The following is a 22,197-nucleotide window of genomic DNA, read 5'->3' as shown; positions in this document are numbered from 1 at the left end:
GTATCGAGATGTATATGGACTATAGTTCTCAATACAGTTTTCACTCATTCTAATCGTAAAAACCACTCGAACAGACAATCTTAACTATTAAACTTCTTTTTTGCTAAATTAGGTAGTTTTTCAAACTCATTATTTATAAGAGCTTCTTTTTTTGCTCTTGACCATTTTTTAATTTGTTTTTCTTTTTCAATAGCCATTTCTACGTTGGTAAATTCACAATAAAAAACTAATTCTACAGGTCTTCTTTTTGAAGTATAACTATCTTTAAAAGTTCCGTTTTGGTGTTGAAATATTCGTTGAGATAGATTTGAAGTTACTCCTGTATAATAGCTTTTATCTGAACATTGTAATATGTAAACAAAGTATATTTTCATTTTAAAGTTTATCAACGAATTAGTTACCCTTTTACAAGAATAACAATTTCTTTACTCCTTCATTGCTAGGGGCAACGTACCCATCCTTTGGTTATGAGTTTACATTGTCACATCGAGTGAATTTCTTTTTCGATAGAGGAAAGAAATTTGTATCGAGATGCATATAAGCTAGTTCTCGATACAATTTTCACTCATTCTAATCGTGAAAACCACTCGAACAGACAACTTCATTGCGAGTGATGACGTTTTACACTTTCTGTAAGGTTTCTAATGCCTTATGTACACTATCAATTTTAATAAATGTAATGAGTAAACGCAATCCGTTTTTGGTTTTCTTTTCTTTCATTACACAACTTTTCGGGTTGTGCTGTACGTACCTCAACATTTTGGTAAATGCTTCTGTTTGGTAAAAAGCACTTTGCTGATCGGATACAAAATACCCAATTAATCGTTTTTGCTTTAAAATCACCTTTTCTAAGCCTAATTCTTTCGCTAACCATTTAATACGAACACTGTCTAATAAATCGGCCACTTGGGTTGGATATTCTCCAAAACGATCGATAATTTCAGTTTCAAAGGTTTGTAATTCTTCTTCTATAGTTAAGGTTCCTAATTTGTTGTATAAACTTAAACGTTCGGTTACTGAGTTGACATAATCATCTGGGAACAGAATTTCAAAATCGGTATCAATTTGCACCTCTTTTACATACTCTTTTGGTGCATTTTCATCCGTAGGATATAAATCTTTGAACTCATTTTCCTTCAGTTCTTCAATCGCTTCGTGTAATATTTTCTGATAGGTGTCAAAACCAATGTCGTTGATGAATCCGCTTTGTTCACCTCCTAGTAAATCTCCAGCACCACGAATTTCCAAGTCTTTCATGGCAATATTTAATCCACTTCCTAAATCAGAAAACAATTCTAATGCCTGAATTCGTTTACGTGCATCATCGGTCATATGATGGTACGGTGGCGTGATAAAATAACAGAAGGCTTTTTTATTCGAACGTCCTACACGACCACGCATTTGGTGTAAATCCGACAGTCCGAAGTTATTGGCATTGTTGATGAAAATGGTATTCGCATTCGGTACATCCAATCCACTTTCAATAATCGTAGTAGAAACTAGTACATCAAACTCATTGTTCATAAAACCAAGCATGAGTTCTTCTAACTTTTTTCCTTCCATTTGTCCGTGTCCAATACCAATTTTAGCACTTGGTATCAAACGTTGCAATAATCCTGCTACTTCTTTGATGTTTTCAATACGATTGTGGATAAAAAACACCTGTCCTCCACGAGAAATTTCGTACGAAACCGCATCGCGAATAGTTTCTTCACTAAAACGAATTACATTGGTTTCTATCGGGTGACGATTGGGTGGTGGCGTTTTAATCACCGATAAATCTCGCGCCGCCATTAAACTGAACTGTAGCGTACGTGGTATCGGTGTTGCCGTTAAGGTTAGCGTATCTACGTTTTCTTTAATGGTTTTTAGTTTGTCTTTCGCTGCTACCCCAAATTTTTGTTCCTCATCAATAACCAACAATCCTAAATCTTTAAACTGAACTGCTTTATTCGTTAATTGATGCGTACCAATTACAATATCTACACCGCCGTTAGTTATTCCCTCTAAAACGCCTTTTCGTTGTTTTGTAGTCCTAAAACGGTTTAGGTAATCAATGGTGACCGGAAAGTCTTTTAATCGCTTAGAAAAGGTTTTAAAGTGCTGAAATGCCAAAACCGTGGTTGGTACGAGCACCGCCACTTGTTTTCCGTTATCTACCGCTTTAAAAGCAGCTCTGATGGCAATTTCTGTTTTTCCAAAACCAACATCACCACACACCAAACGGTCCATGGGTTGTTCTTTTTCCATATCGGCTTTTACTTCTTGGGTAGAAGAGAACTGATCGGGTGTATCTTCGTATAAGAAACTTGCTTCCAACTCGTGTTGCATGTGCGTATCGGGTCCGAAAGCAAATCCTTTTTGCAGTTTTCGTTTTGCGTATAACTGAATTAGGTTAAACGCAATATGTTTTACACGAGCTTTGGTTTTTTGCTTGACTTTTTTCCAAGCATTCGACCCTAGTTTGTATACTTTAGGCGGTTTGCCGTCTTTTCCGTTGAATTTGGATATTTTGTGTAGCGAGTGAATACTCACGTATAAAATATCGCGGTCGCCATAAATTAACTTAATGGCTTCTTGCTTTTTCCCTTCTACATCAATTTTTTGCAGTCCTCCAAACTTTCCAATTCCGTGGTCGATGTGCGTTACATAATCACCTACGTCTAATTTGGTAAGTTCTTGTATAGTGATGGATTGTTTTTTCGCATATCCGTTTTTGAGTCGGAATTTGTAATAACGTTCAAAGATTTGATGATCCGTATAACAAACAATTTTATTATCTAAATCTACAAATCCTTGATATAACGGAAACACAATGGTTTCATAGGAAACTTCTTGTTCACCATCGTCAAAAATATCGTGGAAACGCTGTGCTTGCTTGTCGTTAGAACAGAAAATATAATTGGTAAATCCTTTGGCTGAAAATTCATTAAAATTCTGAATTAACAGGTCGAATTTTTTGTTGAAAGAAGGTTGGGGGTGGGTATTAAAACTTATTTCAGTGAGATTTAGCTCCGCTGAACCTTGCGGTTTCTCTCTTTGTTCGGGATGACTGTTTTTACCAATGTCAACCGTTGTAAAATCTTGTAATTGATTACGAATGAGCTCACCATTACAAAACAGTTCTTCGGGTTTTGCGTGTTTGATTTCAGTGGATAATTCGTTAAACGATAGTTCTGCTTTTCGGTAAAATTTGTCTAATGAATCGCTTAACAAGTCTACATTCTTCACAAAAACAGCCGTTTTAGCCGATATGTATTTTAAAAAACTTTCTCGTGACTCCTTCAATGTTTTGTTTTCTACATTGGGCATAATGCTTACTTTCTTCAGTTTTTCTTTAGAAAGTTGCGTTTCTACATCAAAAGTTCTTATGCTGTCTACCTCATCGCCAAAAAACTCAATACGATACGGTTCGTCGTGAGAAAACGAAAACACATCGATAATTCCACCACGTACCGAAAACTCTCCTGGTTCGGTTACAAAATCAACGCGTTTAAAATGATATTCGAATAATACTTCGTTGACAAAATCGAGCGATACTTGCTCGCCCACCATCACTTTTAGCGTGTTTTTTTCCAGCTCTTTTTTGGTCACCACTTTTTCGAAAAGGGCAGTAGGATAGGTAACAATAACCGCAGGTTTTTTACGAGAATTGATACGGTTTAACACCTCTGAACGCAACAACACATTGGCATTGTCGGTTTCTTCTATCTGATACGGTCTGCGATACGAACCCGGATAAAACAACACGTTTTTATCACCCAATAACTGCTCTAAATCGTTTAGATAATATGCAGCCTCTTCCTTGTCGTTAAAAATTAACAAGTAGGGTTTATCGGCTTGTTTAAAAGTTTCGGAAATGACAAAAGACAACGAAGAACCGACCAAATTCGTTAGTTGAAAATGGTGTGGATCTTGTTGAAGCTGATTTACAATCTGTTTTACATTCTCAGATTGTTGGTATTGGTTTACAATTGCTTGCTTGCTCAACGTACAAAAATTTTACGCAAATGTACGAGGATTATTTTGGTTAAATAATATCTGTTCTATTAAGTGTTTGATAAAACTTTTATTCTTTCTTTTAATTCATTTTGAACCTGTTCTAGTACTTCTTTCACAAACTCATTCCCTTTAGCAACTGAATTTGTTCCTCCCATCGCATCATAAACAATATATGTATTTTGAATTGCATTGGTAACCATTTCATTAGACATTTTACTAATATCTGCTTTTCCTATATCTTCAGACGTTGGTTTTTGTTTATTACATAAAATGGAAGTAACATACATCGCTACATGAAATTTTATATCTCCAATTTGAGGTCTTGAAAGTTTTGGGCTATCATATTCTTTTAAAAGAGTTTCCACCTTCTTTTGAATAAGTATCCCTTTATGATACATTTCCAATGATAAACTGTCCTTAAATATATTTTGGTAATCACTATTATTTTTAATTAACGTTGATGGCCTTGCTCTAGCATAGTCAGGTTTTTGATTGTAAATTCCTGTTATTATCTGCGCCAAATACGGTATACTAATAATTTTATTTACAGGCTTACCTTGATTTTTGTGATAATTTTTTCTTCTATCATAATAATATCCTTTTGAAAATAAGAAGTCCTCAATATCTCTATGAATAGGATCAGTAGCCCTTAATGATGCTGGAGGTATGTTTGTTTGGCTATTTGTTGCTTTTATTACGTTTAGCCTACTTTTTTCGTCTTGTACTTTTATAACTCTTAAAAGAACATTTCTGTTTTCTTTTTCTATTCTATTCTCAGTGAAATATTTATGAATTTCAAAAGATGTTTGAAGTCCATTAACAATCTGTGGATCCTCTATATGTAGTTTTTTACTTGCAAAAGTTGCATCAATTGCTGTAATCGTAACTCCATTATTTAACCACCAAAAATCTTCATTTTCATTTTGGCTTATTAATGTTTTTCTAATTTCTTTGTTTACATCAACATTAACTTGATAATCCCTAATATTAGCATCAAAAAAATATCTTATTAAGTTATCCGTCTCATCTGTAATAAAATCAAAATAGTTTTTTATCGGAACGATTGCGATATATCCTCCATCTTGAGTTGAGATTGGATTATCATTTAACACTACATCCTTACTACGTAACTGCTCTTTTCTTGATAAATCAATAAGCTTTTTTGCTGTAATAAAATCAAATATAACTTCCGCTTTGTCAAAATGTTTTTTTATTGAACTTACTAAAACTTCTACTTTTCTTTCTACATTCGGATGTATTTCTGAGCCTTTAGTAATATAAAAATAATGAAATCTTAAAACAGGAAACTTTGACGCTAAATGTAGATATTGATTTCTAAAAACCTCAACATTAGCTAGTAAATCAGAATTATATACTGCTCGTAGCGAATTTATTGATTTATTCAAATCAAATATATCTATGGCTGAAGAATTACATTTTTCTATTGGAGTCTCTCCAAAACCATTTACATTTTTTGATTGTAAAATATAAACATCAATTACTGAGTTTCTTTTCCCATCAATTAACTCACTATCTCGTTGTACAAGCTCTTGATTTACAAAAGTATAAATTGAATCAATTCCTCCATCACCTCCATTATCCACAATACCTTCTTCAATCTCATCATAAGAAAGCTCTGTATCTTTCATTACTTGTTCAGTAACAAATAGATGAAAATAATCATCCGCTGACAATTCTGGATATAATTCTTTTCTGTTTTGCTCAATTAAAGTTTGAAGTACTATTTGATTGTTATCTGCCATATTTATTAATTTATTATAAAAAATCTATTTAATCTTAAAACTAAACACACACAATCACTATTCTTTACGGCAATCCATAAAGAAGTATTTGTTGTTACTTTTTAAATAAAAAAATAGTTGAGATAAGGGGTAGTACTACTTTTTGTTTTTTAGCGTGTTAAACATAGTAAAAAAAGAGGAGGGAAGCAAGAGTTATTTGTTTGTCTGTGAGTTTGTAAGGGTGTTTGTAGCTTTTAAGAGTATTTGTAACTCTCTTTAAAAAGATTTCTCCCTGCGGTCGAAATGACAACTCATTACGTCATTTCGAACTGAAGTACAACGGAAGTGAGAAATCTTACAATCGTGTGTTTGTAGCTTTTAAGAGTGTTTCTGACTCACATGAATGAGATTTCTCCCTAGCGCTCGAAATGACAGGACGCCAAGAATGAAGCAACAACTACAACGTCATTTCGAAGGAGGAACGACTGAGAAATCTTATTGTTATGTATTAGAAATATTAAAGGGTATTCGTGACTCAAATTAAGCAGATTTCTCGCTATCGCTCGAAATGACAACTCATTACGTCATTTCGAAGGAGGAACGACTGAGAAATCTTATTGTTATGTGTAGGGAACTTTCAAGAGTGTTTCTGACTCCCGTGAATGAGATTTCTCACTAGCGCTCGAAATGACAGGACACCAAGAATGAAGCAACAACTACAACGTTATTTCGAAGGAGGACACGACTGAAAAATCTTACAGTCGTGTGTTGGATACTTTAAAGTGTACTTATAACTCACATGAATGAGATTTCTCAGTCGCTCATAAAATCGCTTCTTCGAAATGACCGTATTAATTAAAACACTTCATTATTTAAAAAATTTCATTCAGGATTGAAACTATTAATCAGGCTTTCTTTCTTTTCTCTACGCCATTTTTTCAATTCTTTTTCTCGATAGATTGCTTCGTTTGTCGTTTCAAAAGCTTCATAATAAATCAAATAATAGCAATTATATTTTCCTACAAAGGATTTTTTAGCATGTTCACTATCAAAATAATGTTGAGATAATCGTTTTTGGAGGTTGTTAGTCACACCAATATACAACGTGGTTTTGTTCTTGTTTGTAATAATGTACACAACATATTTGTCTAGCATTTTTTATTTTAAAGATATGAAAAATTCTAAACGTCATTTCGAAGGAGGATACGACTAAGAAATATTAAAGGATATTCGTGACTCAAATTAAGCAGATTTCTCGCTATCGCTCGAAATGACAACTTATACGTCATTTCGAACTGAAGTACAACGGAAGTTAGAAATCTTATTGTTATGTGTAGGGTACTTTCAAGAGTGTTTCTGACTCCCGAATGAGATTTAGCTCCGCTGAACCTTGCGGTTTCTCGCTAACGATCGCAATTACGGGAAACCATACAACCTTAACATCATTGTTATTTTATACAAGTTTTTTTGTAGAAAAAAGTTTGTACAACCTGTGTACAAGAAAATATTTTTCAAAATTTTATTTGTACATCAAACGGAGCGCACTTTATGTACAAAAAAAAAAATAATTTTAAAAAGTTTGTACAAAAAAAGGCTTTATTCCTTATGAATAGTAATCGCTCCAACTCTTGCTAACTGACTTACAAAATCAAATACATCCATCAATTCCCAAGTAGGAATGAGGTGCTTTTGTAATTTATCAAAGCTTATGATTTTTCCTGTATTTAGCTTTTCTATAATTGTGTTTAGTTGTGAGTTATTGCTAACAATAACTTCATTTCCTCTTGCCATAATGCAGGTTTTCTCTGTGTTTTCTGTATGTATTAACAACGGAAAAATTGTTTTTCCCGTAATTTGAAATGGCGGATTTGGTACCCCTTCTTTGTTTTCAACTATTGAAGGTTGTAAGACTCCTGCGTTACTCTTTAATCCTGTAATATATTTTGAAAGCGCTTTTTTAAATTGCTGTTCCCATGTTTTTGGGTTTAATAAGCTATTCCAATCCAATTTTTCGGTTGTGATATCTACGGGTGGTAAGTACCCTACTTTTGGGTTTTTGATTAACTCACTTGAGGCTATTTGTGTAGCAATTGTTTTTTCTAAATAGTCTCTTGACGGGTTTATGTAATCCATTACCACACTTAATGAAAATTCATCGGTTTTTGCAATATGATATACCTGATGCGGAATAAACATCGCCGATTTTGCTTTTAGTGGATATTTTGTGGAGCTTGGTAGCATTGTATCTACCTCGTGGAACACCTGAGTATTGTGCTCTATTTGGTTGTATTCTTCAATATCCCAAGTGTAAAAATCTTTATGGTTGGGACCTAAATGAAACAAAAAACCTTCTTCTCCTTTGGCTTCTTTATGAATTCCGAAAGGAGTAAAACCATAGTTTCCCATAAAAAATAAAAAAGAGAGTCCGCCTAAAGGCATTCCTGCTTTTTGAAGTAACGGAGCTACAATCTGACACATTCTCTCTGTAAACTCATTGCTAAAGGTTTCTAAACTATTGAAAACAACTCCGAATTTTTGATCTCCGAATAACTTCATACACCATTGCTCAATAGTTTCATTTTCTTCGGGTCTATTAGCAGCCATTTCTTCTGCGATTCCGTTTTGAAGTTCGTGGTTTATGTATACTTTAATGCCTTTATGCAATTCTCCTTTGTCTAAAAACCGATTGATGATGTTTTTTAATTCTTGTTTTAAAAAGGTTACATCGTCATCAGAAAGTATATTGTCTATTGATGTTGGTTTGGTGAGTTCTTGTGAGTTTTGATAAAAATTTTTCCAAGTTTCAGAGTTTTTCTCGTTGTTCATAGGCTGATTTTAAAGCTTGTGTTGATAAAAATAAGGTATTTTGAAAATTATTTTTATACTTTCATTCCTTTATTTTAATCAGTTATACTACCTCAACATCGTTACAAAAAAATACAACTGAAGTAATCTATTTATTGAAAACTCGTAATATAAAGATTGCTTCATTTTACACTTTGGTTTTAACCTTTCTTGAGCGACAATTGAAAGACTCACAATTAAAATTATTTTGTACTCAAACACTTACCTGATTCAAAACCTTCTTTAGTAACCGGATCTCCATTAATGGTATCAGTATCCCAGTCTTGCGCAATTAACCATATATCATTCTTTTTATTAAGTACCACATGAAATCTTCCATATACAGTACGTGATTCTTTGTCTTTTTCGGTATATATAACTCGGTAATAACCTACTTCATAACCTATGTTTTCTTTATAGGTTCTTTGATTGAAACAAAAATCTATTTGTCGTTTTTTGTTTGTTGATTTTTGATAGGATGCTTTTATTGAGTTTTTGTATTCGGCTCCTATACGAATTCCATATTTATTTACACGTAACACTTCATTAGAGTGTAAACTATTAAACGTTTTCCAATCTCTAGCTTCAAAAGATTTTTTAAATGGTTTCCATATTTGTTGATTAACTTCTTTTTCTATTACTTGTTTATTTTGTGAAAAACTCAATGTAACCGAAACTAAAAAAATTAAAATAGTGTATCCCGTTTTCATTTTTTGATAAGATTAAAAATTCATTTGTTAACAAGTTAGTAATTTTTTTATGAGTAAAACTATATTAAGTTTTATTGATTTGTTTTTTCTATTTTATAAATATTTTCTATTCTTTTTTATTTTCTTCAATACTTTTTACAAAAACACACCTATTTATCTTTTTAAAGAACGAAAAACAATTATTATAATAATTGTATTAATTAAAAATAAAAATGCTTTAAAACGCTTAAAAAAACCTGTTTTTTATTAATAGTTTTTATGTTTTTTAAATTTACTATAAGAAAAAATAATACTTTGTTTTTAGTTAGAATTGTTAACTTTCGGCGATATTTTTGTGACTTTATTTAAAACTTGCTTCTAAATAAATACACTTACTTTCAATTTAAAAAAATCAAAAAAAAATTATGTCAATATCAGATTTATATTCAACCGGAAAACATAAACAAGAAATAGGACACTTTGCTAGTGTAGTAAAAATTGCCGAAACAGACGGAGTAATTTCAGAAGGGGAGCTATTATTATTAAACAGAGCTGCTAAAAAATTAAATATAAGTAATGAAGAGTACCAACTAATTTTAAAAAGTCCTGAAAAGTATCCTATAAATGCACCTGTAAGTTACGAAGAGCGTATTGAACGTTTGTTTCGTTTAACAAAAATGATTTTTGCTGATGAAAATGTAGCGAAAGAAGAAGTTGGTATACTACGTAAAATTGCAGTAGCTTTGCATTTTTCTACTGAAAATGCAGAAAAGGTTTGTGATGAAGCCATTCATTTAGTTTTAAATGATAATGATTTAGATGACTTTACTACAGCTATTAAGAAAGTAAATGCCGATTAACTTAATTATACTAAAAACTTATTAAACTAGTTATTACTCTAAACACTTATCTCCCGATGAAACATAAAATTTTATTCATAGCAATCTTTACCTGTTTAACAACCTCCGTTTTTTCTCAAAATTTAAACGACTCTTGGCAAATAGGTGTAGGTTTTGGAATAACAAAATTTAGTGAAAGTGATGCTGCTTTTATTGGCGATCAATATTTATTTCAAGTACCTACTGTAAGTTTAACTATGCCTATTGGTGATCGTTTTTCTTTAGATGGTGCTGTGTCTTTTAATACTATTGATGATGTTGGTTTTATTAAAAATTCGGCAAAGTATTTTTCTATGGATGCTTCATTTCGTTATAACTTAAATGCAGTGTTAGATAAATTTGCTCCGTATGTTTTTATAGGAGGAAGTGTAGTAGATTCTGAACGTAAAATGACACCTACACTTAATGTTGGTGCTGGTGGAATTTACTGGGTTAGCGATAACATCGGTATTAATCCACAATTATACTATAAACATTCTTTTGAAGGTTATGAAAGTATGCGTTCACACATTCAAGGAACTTTAGGTGTTGTTTTCAAATTAAACTGGAACAATGGTGGTGATAACAATGGTCGTAATGCTGCAAAACATTTAGGAGGTTGTATGTTTTAAACTTCACTAATTTTATATAATAAGAAAGCCGCTTTAAAAGCGGCTTTCTTATTTTTATGATAGTTCGTTTATTGCATTTTGTATTCTTGTCATGATAGTTTCTTTACCAATCATTGTCATAATTTCAAACAAATCGGGTCCTGCTAATTTACCTACCAAACTTAAACGAAGTGGCTGCATAACTTTGCCAAAGCCTATTTCTTTAGAGGTAATCCATCCTTTAATTTCTGTTTGTGTATTTTCAATTGAAAAGTTTTCTATATTAGAAATGACTTCTATTAACTCTTGCATTAATTCGCTTGTAGTATCTTTCCATTGCTTTTTAACCGCTTTTGCATCGTATTCTGAAGGGTTTTGATAGAAAAACCTTGATAACTCCCAAAAGTCAGCTACAAACACAGCACGTTCTTTAATTAATGAAATTACTTTTTCTGTACGATCAATATCTGTTGTTATTCCTTTTTCCTCCAGAATTGGTAAAAATAGCTCTGTAAGTTCCTCGTTAGATTTTTGTTGTAAATACTGCTGATTAAACCATTTTGCTTTATCAGGACTAAATTTAGCTCCTGATTTACTTACTCGAGATAAATCAAACGCTTCTGTTAATTCTTCTAAACTAAAAATTTCTTGTTCTGTTCCAGGGTTCCATCCTAAAAATGCTAACATATTTATAAAAGCATCTGCGAAATAACCGTCTTCTTTATATCCGCGTGAAACATCTCCTTTTTGCTCATTGGTATATTCTAACGGGAATACTGGGAAACCTAATTTGTCACCATCACGCTTGCTTAATTTACCTTTTCCTACTGGTTTTAAAATTAATGGTAAGTGTGCAAATTTTGGTGCTTTCCAATCAAATGCACGGTATAATAATTCATGTAGTGGGAGAGAAGGTAACCATTCTTCACCACGAATTACATGCGAAATTTCCATTAAATGGTCATCTACAATATTTGCTAAGTGATAGGTTGGCATTCCATCAGACTTAAATAACACTTTATCATCTAACGTATTTGTTTCCACTTTAATCGTACCACGGATTTCATCTTGTAAAATTAAGGTCTCGTCTTGTGGTGTTTTAAAACGGATCACATACTTTTCTCCTGCACTTATCTTAACGGCAACTTCTTCAGCAGAAAGAGCCAATGAATTGTTTAATTTTAATCGGTTGTGCCAGTTGTAAATAAAGGTTTTTCCTTTTTCTTCATGATCTTTACGGTGTGCATCTAATTCTTCAGCAGTATCAAATGCATAATACGCCCAACCACTTTCAATTAGCTGATCTGCGTATTTTTTATACAAATTTTTACGTTCTGACTGACGGTATGGTCCGAATTTTTCGTTTTTACCAGGGCCTTCATCAAACGGAATATTACACCATTCTAACGAATTGATGATATATTTTTCTGCATTGGCTACATAACGAGTTTGGTCTGTATCTTCGATACGTAAAACAAAGGTTCCGTTATGTTTTTTAGCAAATAAATAATTGAATAAAGCAGTTCTTACACCACCTATGTGTAAAGGTCCTGTTGGACTCGGAGCAAAGCGTACTCTTACGTTCTCAGTCATTTTTTATTGATTTGAAAGCGCAAAGATAGTTTTATGTTAATAGAAAAGAAAAAGGAGGAAAGAGAAAAAAGAAAAAAAGCGAGTTAAACTCGCTTTTTAAATAGTTTTTATGAATTGTCTGGAACACATGCACAAGCTGTGTAATCATACACGTAACCCACATCACATGGTTCAAGAGGAAAGCAACCACCATTTCCTTTTATTACCTTTTGCTCTTGTTTAGTAAGTAACTTACTTGTTTTTGAAATGTTCTTTAACATGATTTTTAAGTTTATAGATTAATAAGAGTTCAATCTACTATATTTTTAATACTAAAATTAAAACTTTACCATAAAAAAAGTAAGGGAAAACCATACTTTTAAATTTTTTATACAATATTCAGAATTATTAATATTATTTATAAATAAAAAAAGCGAGCTAGTGCTCGCTTTGTGTTATCTTATTTATACTGGCAGTAACCATGAAAACAATACATATCCCTTCTCGGACAGTCTTGATCATATCTACATCTGGTAAGTCCGAAACCTCCATTAATATTTTTCTGCTCAGTCTTTTTTAAGGTAGTACCTAAATTTGAAATGTTTTTTAGCATAATATGTTTTTAAGATATTTGACAATAACCCCAGTAACAAAAGAAAACTTCATTTTCCATCCCTGGTAAAGAATTAAGAATATTACAATCGCTATTTGAAGAGCATTGCATACGTCCTCCTCCAAAACCGCCATTAATAAATTTTTGTTCTTTTTTGTTTAGGGTAGTACCTAAATTTGAAATGTTTTTTAACATCTTTAAAGTTTTTTAAAATTAGTACTAGCAATTTAATTCAACTTTAAACACTCGTCGTCTATTTTACCTTACAAAAAGTAAGGAAGAACCATACTTTTTTTGTTGATAAATAAAAAAGCGAGTATTAGCTCGCTTTGTGTTATCTTATTTATACTGGCAGTAACCATTAAGACAAAAAGAATCCCAAGGTGGACAATCTTTATCGGTATGGCATCTAATGTTTCTCCACCCTCCATTGATTTTTTTTTGTTCTTTTTTCTTTAGGGTAGTACCTAAATTTGAAATGCTTTTTAAGCATCTTTAAAGTTTTTAAAATTAGTACTAGCAATTTAATTCAACTTTAAATACCCAATGCTTTTTTTGCCTTACAAAAAGTAAGGAAAAACCTTAATTTTTAATTTTTTATACATTATTAATAAAAGAATCCCAAATTGGACAATCCTTATCAGAGAAATGTTAGATGTTTTTTTCTCTGTTTTTGTTTAAGATACTGCCTAAATTTAGCATTTTATGGCATTATCTGATCTTCTTCATAAAACTCAACCGTTCCTCCAGTTTTTACACAGTGATCTCCCGCTAAAAATTCCGATTGCTCTGTTTTATAGTCCAAATCCCAACCTGTTCCATCAGGATAAGTACATTTTACACGACCTCCATTAATAGTTTTAAGATCAGCACTATCTAAAACAACACCTAAGTTTGAAATGTTTTTTAACATCTTTAAAGTTTTTAAAATTAGTACAAGCAATTTAATTCAACTTTAAACACTCGTCGTCTATTTTACCTTACAAAAAGTAAGGTAAAACCATACTTTTTAAAATTTATGATACAATCCGAAACTCAATGCTGGGGCTTTGGCAACATTTCTTCCTGCAAAAGCTCCTCCGAAACCAACATTAGCTCCAAAAGATTTATTGAACTCACCTATAAGTTTTAATCCAAAGGCAGCATAGCTTTGATCGTTTACATACAAACCTGTAGCTAAATTTTCCTGAGGTAATACTATATCTCCATTTTTTAAAGAAGCAACACCATCTAAAAACCCAGCTATCCATAACCAATTTAGTGCTTTATACCCTATTTCTCCTCCGAGTTTATAGTTAGAGTTATAATCATTAGTTCTAATATCAAACCCTGTGAACGCTTGTATATACCATGAATCAAAACCTCTACCTGTTAAAAACAACGGGGTAAACGTCCACGCATCGTAACCACTTCGTAATCCTGAATTTTCTTTATAGGTACTTGTATTTGCTTCTATAGAAAGTTGTCCTGAAAGCAACCATTTATTATTAGAAAAGTTATGTTTTATTCCTAATTGAATATTCCCTAATAAAGTTTCTGAAGCTTCATCAATGGTAAAAGAAGGAAAAATTACTGACATGTCTTCGGTAAAATCGCCTGTTTTTACCATTTTTAAAGGAATGTTAGCAAATAGTGTTGTTTTGTCAGTTACACCATATTCTCCGTATAGTTGTACTGTATTATCGGTTATTTCTCGTTGTGGTTTATAGTCTGGGGTTCCATAGATTTTATCATAACTCCCAATAGTAGTATATGATACTTGAATGTATCCTTCGTTTTTATTTTTTGTCCATGGACTTTGAGAAAAAGCATTAAGTGTAATTAAAAATAATGCTGGTAAAACTAGTTGTTTCATGCTAAAAAGATTTTATAATTAGTTTACAAAAGCTTTCGTTCCTTACAAAAGACTTATTTTTTAAGTAATATTTTTTTATTATTAATTACACTTCACAGAAAAGCAGCATTAAATTTAATACTGCTTTCATACATTCTACTTGAAGTTTTTAACTTATGCAACACAATCCATTTTGTATAATTCCTACACAGCTTATATCATATGGCGTATCAAATGCACATGGATTTCCTTCTCCGAAACCAACATACCCATTTCCTCCAGGGTATCTTTCATGACAACCTGTAATATCACATTCATTATTTCCTGAAAATCCTCCATTAATATTTTTTTGAGCTACTTTATTCAGTAGAATACCTAAGTTTGAAATGTTTTTTAACATCTTTAAAGTTTTTAAATTAGTACTAGCAATTTAATTCAACTTTAAATACGAATCACCTATTTTACCTTATAAAAGGTATGGAAAGTCCTTATTTTTTCTTTAAATACTATTTTAAAATGATTTATTAAGAGGATATGTGCGTTTAAATAAATCTTTAACTAAGATTTCTTCATAAAACATGTATTTTTATACTTAGATATGAAAGATTTTAATAAAATACAACAAAAGCTACAGCAGTTTAGCAAGAAGTTTTACACTAATGAATTGATAAAAGGAAGCATTTTATTTGTCGCATTAGGATTAATCTATTTACTTTTTACACTGTTTATTGAATACTTTTTATGGTTAAAACCTACAGCTAGAACTATTTTGTTTTGGTTATTTATTGTGGTGGAAGTATTCTTACTATTCCGTTTTATTTGTTTTCCTATTTTTAAAATTGTGGGATTACAAAAAGGAATTTCTTTTGAAGAGGCTTCTAAAATCATCGGAAATCATTTTCCTGAGGTAAAAGATAAATTATTAAATGTTTTACAATTGCAGCAAAACAATCAGCAGTCTGATTTATTAGCTGCTAGTATTGAACAAAAGTCGAAAGAGTTACAACCTGTTTCTTTTAATAAAGCTATCGATTTTAGTGGAAATAAAAAATATATAAAGTATGCTTTAATTCCTTTTCTTATTTGGAGTATTTCTTTGCTTACAGGAACTTCTGTTAAGCTTTCACAAAGTTTTAATCGTATGGTAAATCATTCCGTAGCTTATAATCCACCAGCTCCTTTTTATTTTAATTTAACTGCAAAAGATTTACGTGTTATTAAAGGAAAAGATGTAACCGTGTATTTACAAACAGAAGGGGAGGTAATACCACAGGAAACCAAAATTCATTTTAATAATCAACAATACTTTATGGAGAATGAAGGAAATGGTTTGTTTTCGTATACGTTTTCTGAAGTCCAAAATCCAATTACTTTTTATGCAAGTGCCAACGGAATTGAATCTAATGAGTATCACATAACGATTATTAAAACTCCTTCTATTCAAAATATATCATTGAACTTAACATATCCATCATACATACGAAAAGCTTCTGAAACTATAAACAATACCGGAAACTTAAATGTTCCACAAGGAACAATTATAAAATGGGGCATTAAAACTTCTGAAACCGATACAGTTACCTTCATTGAAAAAGAAAAAAGAACAATTTTTAAACAAAAAGAAAACAACGAATTTGAGTTTACAAAACGAGTACTAAATAATACAAATTATCAAATAACTACCTCTAATCAAAACCTAACAGATTACGAACAGCTGCAGTTTTCTATTAATGTGACGAAAGATGAATATCCTACAATTACTGTAAATTCAAATATTGATAGTATTTCGAGAGGTAACGCACAGTTTGTAGGTCAAATTTCTGATGATTACGGTTTTAAGAAATTACAATTGGTTTATTATGATAAAAACAATACCCAAAACACTTATAATCAATTAATTAACATTAATAAAGAGATTATTCAGACCTTTTATTTAGAGTTTCCTGGAAGCTTAGATTTAAAGAAAGGAATAGACTATGAAATGTACTTTCAGGTATACGATAATGATCTTGTAAATGGTAGTAAAAAGGCCATCAGTAGAAAATTTAGTTATCGTCAAAAAACTGAAGAGGAAATAGAAGAGGAGCTATTGCAAGAGCAAAAAAACTACATTCAAAACATAACTAATTCGTTAGATCAGCAACAAAAAAGCAAGAAAGATTTAGAAAAGATTCAGTTTGATTTACAAAACAAAAAGAATATCAACTGGAATGATCAGAAAAAAATTCAGAATTTAATAAAGCGTCAAGAGCAATACAAGCAAATGATGCAACGTCAAACACAAAAATTACAAGAAAATTTTTCTGAAAAGAAAGAGGAAAATGAAACACTTCAAGAGAAAAAAGAGAACCTTAAAAAGCGTATTGAAGAACTTAAGAAGTTAGAAAAGCAGCAAAAATTACTAGATCAATTACATAAGCTAGCAGATAAACTGAAGAAAGAAGAGTTAATTAAAAAGACTAAAGAACTAGCTGAACAAAATAAACAACAGGAACGTAGTTTGGAACGTATTTTAGAAATGACTAAACGTTTTTATGTTGAACAAAAGATGAATCAACTAGCTAATAAACTTGATGATTTGTCTAAAAAACAAGAAGAGTTAAGTAAAAAAGAAGCTAGTAAAGAAGAGCAACAAGAGATTAATGAAGAGTTTCAAAATGCAAAGAAAGAATTAGACGACTTAGAAAAAGACAATCAAGAGTTAAAACAACCCATGGAAATGCCTTCTATGGAAGATTTAGAAAAGAAAACTCAACAAGAACTAAATAAAGCTGAGGAAAACTTAGATAAAAATAATGCTTCAGAAACTAAAAAAAATCAGAAAAAAGCTGCTAAAAAGATGCAGGAAATGAGTCAAAAAATGCAACAGTCAATGCAATCGATGAGTGCTGAAATGGAGGAGGAGAACATGGAAGGATTGCGTCAAATTTTAGAAAATTTAATTAAATTTTCTTTTGACCAAGAAGCACTAATGGATGAGTTTTCTTCATCGAATTCATCGCATCCAAATTTTGGTAAAAACCTACAAAAACAACATCAGCTTAAAACCTATTTTGAACATATTGACGATAGTTTGTTTGTGCTTTCAATGCGAGTTCCTAGTATATCTTCAAAAATTCAAGATCACTTAGCACAAGCTCATTATAACTTAGATCAATCTTTAGAAAACTTTGCGGATAATTATTTCCAGACTGGAATATCAAACCAACAGTATGTAATGACTTCAGCAAATACATTAGCTGATATGTTGAGTAATACTTTAGATGCCATGCAAAACCCTAAACCCGGTAACGGAAAAGGAAAAGGGAAAGGGAAATCGTTTAGCTTACCGGACATCATTCAAAAACAAAACGAATTGATGGAAAAGATGAAACAAGGTATGCAAAAGAAAAATCAAGGAAAACCAAAAGACGGAAAAAATGGTAAAAAGAAAGGCGAAAAAGAGGGACAAAACGGAGAACAAAGTGATGATTTAGATGGCGAGTTATATCAAATTTATAAAGAACAATCACAGTTAAGAGAGCAATTAGAAAATGCTATTAGGGAAGGAAAAAGAGGGAATGGTGATACTAAAAAAGCATTAAAGGAAATGGAGCAATTAGAAAATGAGATTTTAGAAAAAGGGTTTACGCAAGAAAGTATAAATAGAATGCAACAGTTAAACTATGAGTTACTAAAATTAGACAAAGCAACTTTTGAACAAAATAAAGATAAGCAACGTAAATCGAATACCAATTTACAAGAGTTTAATAACAATACTTCTAAAGAATTGGAGTTTAAAAAGTTGTTTTATAACCAAACAGAGATATTAAACAGACAATCACTACCTTTGCGCCAAAATTACAAAAAGAAGGTGCAAGAGTATTTTAGCCTTCCAAAGGATAAAAAATAACACATTAAAAAGCCTTTAGATTATACAAATACTATCGCTTTTTAATTGATTTTTTTAAAAAAAGACATTAACAATAGTATTTGATATAAAGAAATGATTGCATTTAATTACGAAACCGAGTTTCAATTAAACAATGAAGAAAACACTTCTAAATGGATACAAGAATGTATAGAAAAAGAAGGTTTTGAATTAGGAGAAATCAACTATATTTTTTGTGACGATGCCTATTTACATAAACTCAATATTGAGTTTTTACAACACGACACTTTAACTGATATTATCAGTTTTGATTATACGTTGGGTAAGTTAGTAGGGGGCGATATTTTTATTTCTATAGAAAGAGTAAATGATAATGCTAACGAGTTTGGTACTTCTTTTGAAGATGAATTACACCGAGTGATAATTCATGGTATTTTACATTATATGAAATACAAAGACAAGACTGAGAAAGAGAAGCAAATGATGCGCTCTAAGGAAAATGAATGTTTAGAAATTTTAGATAAAACATAAAAAAGTTCCACGTGGAACTGACTATAAAAAATGAGTTTAGTTAATACGACATACGATGTAATTGTAATAGGAGGTGGACATGCTGGAAGCGAAGCAGCTGCAGCAAGTGCAAACATGGGAGCACACACTTTGTTAATTACAATGAACTTACAAAACATTGCTCAGATGAGTTGTAATCCTGCTATGGGTGGAATTGCAAAAGGGCAAATAGTACGAGAAATTGATGCTTTAGGTGGTTATAGTGCTATTATAACTGACAAGACAGCTATTCAGTTTAAAATGCTAAATAAATCAAAAGGACCTGCTATGTGGAGTCCGAGAGCGCAATCAGACAGGATGCAATTTGCAGAGTGTTGGAGAACGATGTTAGAACAAACAGAAAATTTAGACTTTTATCAAGATTCTGTTAATGGATTATTGTTTGATGGAGATACTATTACAGGTGTTAAAACTGCTTTAGGTTTAGAAATAAAAGCTAAAACTGTAATCGTAACAGCTGGTACTTTTTTAAACGGTTTAATTCATATTGGTGATAAAACTTTTGGTGGAGGTAGAGCAGGTGAAGGAGCTTCAACTGGTATTACTGAAGATTTAGTTGCAAAAGGTTTTGAAGCTGGTAGAATGAAAACAGGAACTCCTCCTCGTGTTGATGGTCGTTCTTTAGATTATTCTAAAATGACTGAACAACCTGGTGATGATTCTCCAGAAAAATTCTCGTATTTACCTATTACAAAAACATTAGCAAAACAGCGTTCTTGTTATCTTACTTACACTAACCCTGAAGTACATGATATACTTCGTGAAGGTTTTGAACGCTCGCCAATGTTTAATGGTAGAATTAAATCTACAGGACCTCGTTATTGTCCTTCAGTAGAAGATAAGATTAATCGTTTTGCAGAGAAGGAACGTCATCAAATTTTTGTAGAACCAGAAGGATGGAATACAGTTGAAATTTATGTAAATGGTTTCTCAACATCTCTTCCAGAAGATATTCAAGACAAAGCTATTCGTTCTATCGCTGGTTTTGAAAACGTAAAGTTTTTTAGATATGGTTATGCCATCGAGTACGATTACTTTCCTCCAACACAATTAAAACATAATTTAGAAACTAAGTTAATTAACAACTTATTTTTCGCTGGACAAATAAACGGTACAACGGGTTATGAAGAAGCAGCTGCACAAGGTTTAATGGCAGGTGTAAATGCTGCCTTAAAAACTCAAAATAAAAAACCATTTATTTTAAAAAGGAGTGAAGCTTATATAGGTGTTTTAATTGATGATTTAATTACAAAAGGAACAGAAGAACCTTATCGAATGTTTACTTCTCGTGCAGAGTATAGAACTTTATTACGACAAGATAATGCTGATTTACGTCTTACTGAAAGATCTTATAAATTAGGATTAGCTTCACAAGAAAGAATGGATAGAGTAGAAGAGAAGCAAAACAAAACTCAAAATTTAATAGATTTTATCACTAAATTAAGTATTACAAAAGAAGAGGTAAACCCTATTTTAGAGAGTAAAAATTTAGCAACCATTAATCAATCTATGAAATTATATAAGATTGCTGCTAGACCACAATTATCTTTTTCAGATTTTAGATCTATAGAAAAACTTGAAAATTATATTCAAGAAAATGCTATTGATAATGAAATAATAGAGCAAGTTGAAATCCATTTAAAATATTCTGGCTATATCGAAAAAGAAAAAAATAATGCCGATAAATTAAATAGATTGGAAAATGTACCTATACCTTCTACGTTTGATTATACTAAAGTAAAGTCTTTATCATATGAAGCTAGAGAGAAGTTAACAAAAATTCAACCTACTTCCATTTCACAAGCAAGTAGAATAAGTGGTGTTTCACCAAGTGATATATCAGTACTACTTGTTTACATGGGTAGGTAAATTCTAATTTAGAGTTACAAAAAACAAAATGTTCCATGTGGAACGTTTTGTTTTTTTTATGTATAATTGTTCGATAAAAAATAATGTTCCACAAGGAACACTCAACACATTTTATTAGTTTGATTACAGATAAAGAATTCTACAGAAACTTAAAACCTTTTTTAAACTGTATTGATCATACAGTATCAAAAGAAAGTTATGAGGTAATGAGAAATGAAGATTACGATATGTTGGTAACTTCACCTGTACCTAACAACTTAGAAAAATATTATGCTAGTGAAGATTATATTTCACACACAGATAGTAAAACTTCTCTTTTTGATAAAACATATCAGTTTGTAAAAAATTACACTTTAAAGAAAAAACTAAAATTGATTAACTCTTTTAATACAGAAGAAAAATCAATTTTAGATATTGGAGCAGGTACTGGTGATTTTTTAAAAGTATGTGAAAAAGGTGGATGGAGAATTAATGGAGTAGAACCTTCTGAAAAAGCTAGAGATTTTGCTAAAAACAAAAACATAAATCTTGTAGAAGATATTTCTAAAATAGATAATAAGCAATTTGATGTTATTACACTTTGGCATGTATTAGAACATATTCCTAATTTAACAGAGTATGTACAACAACTTAAATCACTTTTAAAACCAAATGGATTTTTAATCATTGCTGTTCCTAATTATAAAAGCTTTGATTCAAAACACTACAAAGAGTTTTGGGCTGCTTACGATGTTCCAAGACATTTATGGCATTTTTCAAAAACAGCTATTTCAAAAATATTTTCATTCGTTGAAATAAAAGTTGAAAAAACACTTCCAATGAAGTTTGATTCATTTTATGTTTCTTTATTATCAGAAAAATATAAAACAAAAAAATCAAGACCTATTCATGCTTTTTTAACAGGTTTAAAGTCAAATATGAAAGCAAAACGTTCTGGTGAGTATTCTTCTTTAATTTACATCTTAAAAAGTAAGTAAAGCTAAATTTAAAGCTATTTTAAGTAGTTTTAAACACTAAAGCATACAAATACCTTATTGAAATTTAAAAACCTCTTAAAATTAGATTTTTAAGAGGTTTTTAAATAATAAATATTTATTATTTA

Annotated in this window: 18 protein-coding genes; 6 read left to right on the top strand and 12 right to left on the bottom strand. The window is 31.2% G+C overall.

Features of this window, described 5'->3' with window-relative positions; genetic code table 11:
* Positions 1 to 80: 80 nt before the first annotated feature.
* The 6 genes from C7448_RS01855 to C7448_RS01830 all read right to left on the bottom strand — a co-directional run bounded on the left by C7448_RS01855 (position 81) and on the right by C7448_RS01830 (position 9,298).
* Positions 81 to 374, bottom strand: a complete 294-nt coding sequence (locus tag C7448_RS01855; RefSeq protein ID WP_115899659.1) for a GIY-YIG nuclease family protein — start codon at positions 372 to 374, stop codon at positions 81 to 83.
* Between the two features lie 247 nt (positions 375 to 621).
* On the bottom strand, positions 622 to 3,990 hold the full coding sequence (gene mfd / locus C7448_RS01850; RefSeq protein ID WP_115899658.1) for a transcription-repair coupling factor: 3,369 nt from the start codon (positions 3,988 to 3,990) through the stop codon (positions 622 to 624).
* A 59-nt stretch (positions 3,991 to 4,049) separates the two neighbouring features.
* Positions 4,050 to 5,765: an AIPR family protein gene (locus C7448_RS01845; RefSeq protein WP_115899657.1), complete on the bottom strand. Its 1,716-nt coding sequence runs from the start codon at positions 5,763 to 5,765 to the stop codon at positions 4,050 to 4,052.
* 861 nt (positions 5,766 to 6,626) lie between these two features.
* Positions 6,627 to 6,899, bottom strand: a complete 273-nt coding sequence (locus C7448_RS01840) for a GIY-YIG nuclease family protein (protein ID WP_115899656.1) — start codon at positions 6,897 to 6,899, stop codon at positions 6,627 to 6,629.
* A gap of 441 nt (positions 6,900 to 7,340) precedes the next feature.
* On the bottom strand, positions 7,341 to 8,570 hold the full coding sequence (locus tag C7448_RS01835) for an RNA methylase (RefSeq protein WP_115899655.1): 1,230 nt from the start codon (positions 8,568 to 8,570) through the stop codon (positions 7,341 to 7,343).
* A gap of 221 nt (positions 8,571 to 8,791) precedes the next feature.
* A complete protein-coding gene (locus C7448_RS01830) occupies positions 8,792 to 9,298 on the bottom strand; it encodes a nuclear transport factor 2 family protein (protein WP_115899654.1) in 507 nt (168 codons plus the stop codon).
* Positions 9,299 to 9,702: 404 nt separating this feature from the next.
* Here C7448_RS01830 and C7448_RS01820 point away from each other — a divergent pair, with 404 nt between their 5' ends.
* Both C7448_RS01820 and C7448_RS01815 read left to right on the top strand, forming a co-directional pair.
* Positions 9,703 to 10,137: a TerB family tellurite resistance protein gene (locus C7448_RS01820; protein WP_115899652.1), complete on the top strand. Its 435-nt coding sequence runs from the start codon at positions 9,703 to 9,705 to the stop codon at positions 10,135 to 10,137.
* A 56-nt stretch (positions 10,138 to 10,193) separates the two neighbouring features.
* Positions 10,194 to 10,787 (top strand): transporter family protein, encoded by a 594-nt coding sequence (locus tag C7448_RS01815; RefSeq protein WP_115899651.1) that lies wholly within the window; start codon positions 10,194 to 10,196, stop codon positions 10,785 to 10,787.
* Between the two features lie 54 nt (positions 10,788 to 10,841).
* On the opposite strand, the gene gltX is transcribed toward C7448_RS01815, so the two are convergent.
* The 6 genes from gltX to C7448_RS01790 all read right to left on the bottom strand — a co-directional run bounded on the left by gltX (position 10,842) and on the right by C7448_RS01790 (position 15,185).
* Positions 10,842 to 12,359: a glutamate--tRNA ligase gene (gene gltX, locus C7448_RS01810; protein ID WP_115899650.1), complete on the bottom strand. Its 1,518-nt coding sequence runs from the start codon at positions 12,357 to 12,359 to the stop codon at positions 10,842 to 10,844.
* 107 nt (positions 12,360 to 12,466) lie between these two features.
* Positions 12,467 to 12,619 carry a hypothetical protein gene (locus C7448_RS15765; protein WP_170136988.1) on the bottom strand — a complete coding sequence of 51 codons (153 nt, stop codon included), beginning with the start codon at positions 12,617 to 12,619 and terminating at the stop codon, positions 12,467 to 12,469.
* Between the two features lie 341 nt (positions 12,620 to 12,960).
* Entirely contained in the window at positions 12,961 to 13,146 is a 186-nt protein-coding gene (locus tag C7448_RS01805) for a hypothetical protein (RefSeq protein WP_115899649.1), read from the bottom strand.
* Between the two features lie 508 nt (positions 13,147 to 13,654).
* Positions 13,655 to 13,864, bottom strand: a complete 210-nt coding sequence (locus tag C7448_RS01800; protein ID WP_115899648.1) for a hypothetical protein — start codon at positions 13,862 to 13,864, stop codon at positions 13,655 to 13,657.
* A gap of 96 nt (positions 13,865 to 13,960) precedes the next feature.
* Complete coding sequence (locus C7448_RS01795; protein ID WP_115899647.1) at positions 13,961 to 14,806, bottom strand: hypothetical protein; 846 nt, start codon at positions 14,804 to 14,806, stop codon at positions 13,961 to 13,963.
* Between the two features lie 148 nt (positions 14,807 to 14,954).
* On the bottom strand, positions 14,955 to 15,185 hold the full coding sequence (locus C7448_RS01790; RefSeq protein WP_115899646.1) for a hypothetical protein: 231 nt from the start codon (positions 15,183 to 15,185) through the stop codon (positions 14,955 to 14,957).
* A gap of 198 nt (positions 15,186 to 15,383) precedes the next feature.
* Here C7448_RS01790 and C7448_RS01785 point away from each other — a divergent pair, with 198 nt between their 5' ends.
* The 4 genes from C7448_RS01785 (at position 15,384) to C7448_RS01770 (ending at position 22,072) form a co-directional block, all read left to right on the top strand.
* On the top strand, positions 15,384 to 18,677 hold the full coding sequence (locus tag C7448_RS01785) for a DUF4175 family protein (protein ID WP_115899645.1): 3,294 nt from the start codon (positions 15,384 to 15,386) through the stop codon (positions 18,675 to 18,677).
* A 93-nt stretch (positions 18,678 to 18,770) separates the two neighbouring features.
* On the top strand, positions 18,771 to 19,187 hold the full coding sequence (gene ybeY, locus C7448_RS01780) for an rRNA maturation RNase YbeY (protein ID WP_115899644.1): 417 nt from the start codon (positions 18,771 to 18,773) through the stop codon (positions 19,185 to 19,187).
* Between the two features lie 30 nt (positions 19,188 to 19,217).
* On the top strand, positions 19,218 to 21,095 hold the full coding sequence (gene mnmG / locus C7448_RS01775; protein WP_115899643.1) for a tRNA uridine-5-carboxymethylaminomethyl(34) synthesis enzyme MnmG: 1,878 nt from the start codon (positions 19,218 to 19,220) through the stop codon (positions 21,093 to 21,095).
* 83 nt (positions 21,096 to 21,178) lie between these two features.
* Positions 21,179 to 22,072, top strand: coding sequence for a class I SAM-dependent methyltransferase (locus tag C7448_RS01770; protein ID WP_115899642.1), 894 nt, complete (start codon positions 21,179 to 21,181; stop codon positions 22,070 to 22,072).
* The last annotated feature ends 125 nt before the right edge of the window (positions 22,073 to 22,197 follow it).

The sequence above is a fragment of the Tenacibaculum gallaicum genome, from assembly GCF_003387615.1.
Lineage (GTDB): Bacteria > Bacteroidota > Bacteroidia > Flavobacteriales > Flavobacteriaceae > Polaribacter > Polaribacter gallaicus.
This window is presented reverse-complemented; position numbering and strand designations above follow the sequence as displayed.

Excerpts from the sequence above, each read along its gene's own strand:
- C7448_RS01820 (WP_115899652.1), top strand. The coding sequence starts at position 9,703 with ATGTCAATATCAGATTTATATTCAACCGGAAAACATAAACAAGAAATA.
- C7448_RS01805 (WP_115899649.1), bottom strand. The coding sequence starts at position 13,146 with ATGTTAAAAAACATTTCAAATTTAGGTACTACCCTAAACAAAAAAGAA.
- C7448_RS01785 (WP_115899645.1), top strand. The coding sequence starts at position 15,384 with ATGAAAGATTTTAATAAAATACAACAAAAGCTACAGCAGTTTAGCAAG.
- C7448_RS01840 (WP_115899656.1), bottom strand. The coding sequence starts at position 6,899 with ATGCTAGACAAATATGTTGTGTACATTATTACAAACAAGAACAAAACC.
- C7448_RS01830 (WP_115899654.1), bottom strand. The coding sequence starts at position 9,298 with ATGAAAACGGGATACACTATTTTAATTTTTTTAGTTTCGGTTACATTG.
- C7448_RS01795 (WP_115899647.1), bottom strand. The coding sequence starts at position 14,806 with ATGAAACAACTAGTTTTACCAGCATTATTTTTAATTACACTTAATGCT.
- C7448_RS01845 (WP_115899657.1), bottom strand. The coding sequence starts at position 5,765 with ATGGCAGATAACAATCAAATAGTACTTCAAACTTTAATTGAGCAAAAC.
- C7448_RS01815 (WP_115899651.1), top strand. The coding sequence starts at position 10,194 with ATGAAACATAAAATTTTATTCATAGCAATCTTTACCTGTTTAACAACC.
- C7448_RS01790 (WP_115899646.1), bottom strand. The coding sequence starts at position 15,185 with ATGTTAAAAAACATTTCAAACTTAGGTATTCTACTGAATAAAGTAGCT.
- C7448_RS01800 (WP_115899648.1), bottom strand. The coding sequence starts at position 13,864 with ATGTTAAAAAACATTTCAAACTTAGGTGTTGTTTTAGATAGTGCTGAT.
- mnmG (WP_115899643.1), top strand. The coding sequence starts at position 19,218 with ATGAGTTTAGTTAATACGACATACGATGTAATTGTAATAGGAGGTGGA.
- C7448_RS15765 (WP_170136988.1), bottom strand. The coding sequence starts at position 12,619 with ATGTTAAAGAACATTTCAAAAACAAGTAAGTTACTTACTAAACAAGAG.
- C7448_RS01855 (WP_115899659.1), bottom strand. The coding sequence starts at position 374 with ATGAAAATATACTTTGTTTACATATTACAATGTTCAGATAAAAGCTAT.
- C7448_RS01835 (WP_115899655.1), bottom strand. The coding sequence starts at position 8,570 with ATGAACAACGAGAAAAACTCTGAAACTTGGAAAAATTTTTATCAAAAC.
- ybeY (WP_115899644.1), top strand. The coding sequence starts at position 18,771 with ATGATTGCATTTAATTACGAAACCGAGTTTCAATTAAACAATGAAGAA.
- C7448_RS01770 (WP_115899642.1), top strand. The coding sequence starts at position 21,179 with ATGTTCCACAAGGAACACTCAACACATTTTATTAGTTTGATTACAGAT.
- gltX (WP_115899650.1), bottom strand. The coding sequence starts at position 12,359 with ATGACTGAGAACGTAAGAGTACGCTTTGCTCCGAGTCCAACAGGACCT.